The organism is uncultured Algibacter sp. (assembly GCF_947487605.1).
In the GTDB taxonomy this organism is placed as follows: Bacteria; Bacteroidota; Bacteroidia; order Flavobacteriales; family Flavobacteriaceae; genus Algibacter_D.
This window is the reverse complement of sequence record NZ_CANKXK010000074.1, coordinates 1-392: the sequence shown is the minus strand read 5'-3', so window position 1 is coordinate 392 and position 392 is coordinate 1. Positions and strand designations below refer to the sequence as shown.

Annotated in this window: 1 protein-coding gene; it reads right to left on the bottom strand. The window is 30.1% G+C overall.

The window, feature by feature from the left end; translation table 11 throughout:
* Nucleotides 1-3: 3 nt before the first annotated feature.
* Nucleotides 4-375 carry a transposase gene (locus tag Q0739_RS14995; protein ID WP_298239543.1) on the bottom strand — a complete coding sequence of 124 codons (372 nt, stop codon included), beginning with the start codon at nt 373-375 and terminating at the stop codon, nt 4-6.
* Nucleotides 376-392 lie beyond the last annotated feature (17 nt).

The following is a 392-nucleotide window of genomic DNA, read 5'->3' as shown; positions in this document are numbered from 1 at the left end:
TGATTAAGGCTTTATACTTAGCTTTTTTTTTAGTTCCGCCACAGATTTATAACCAAGATCTTCGGCAGCTACTTCTAGATATGAATCTAATACCAATGCATCAAGATCCTTTTTAAGTAGTAGTTTTTTAAGCTGTTCAATTTCCTTTTGAAGCGCTTTAATTCTAGATATTTCGTCTTTAGTTTCCACTTTTACTCTGGTATTCATTAAGTCTTTACGATTGTATTTTTTAATCCACTCATTAACAGTTGTAGGCGCAATAGAGTATAGTTTACAAAGTTCACTCTTAGTGTGTTTTCCAATGCTAAGTTCGTTTAAAATTTTTAATTTGAAAGGTTCGCTGTAACGTCTAATTACTTTGTCATTTTTATACATAATTGTGTTAAATTATG

Coding starts and splice junctions, on each gene's coding strand:
- Q0739_RS14995 (WP_298239543.1), bottom strand. CDS start 375: ATGTATAAAAATGACAAAGTAATTAGACGTTACAGCGAACCTTTCAAA.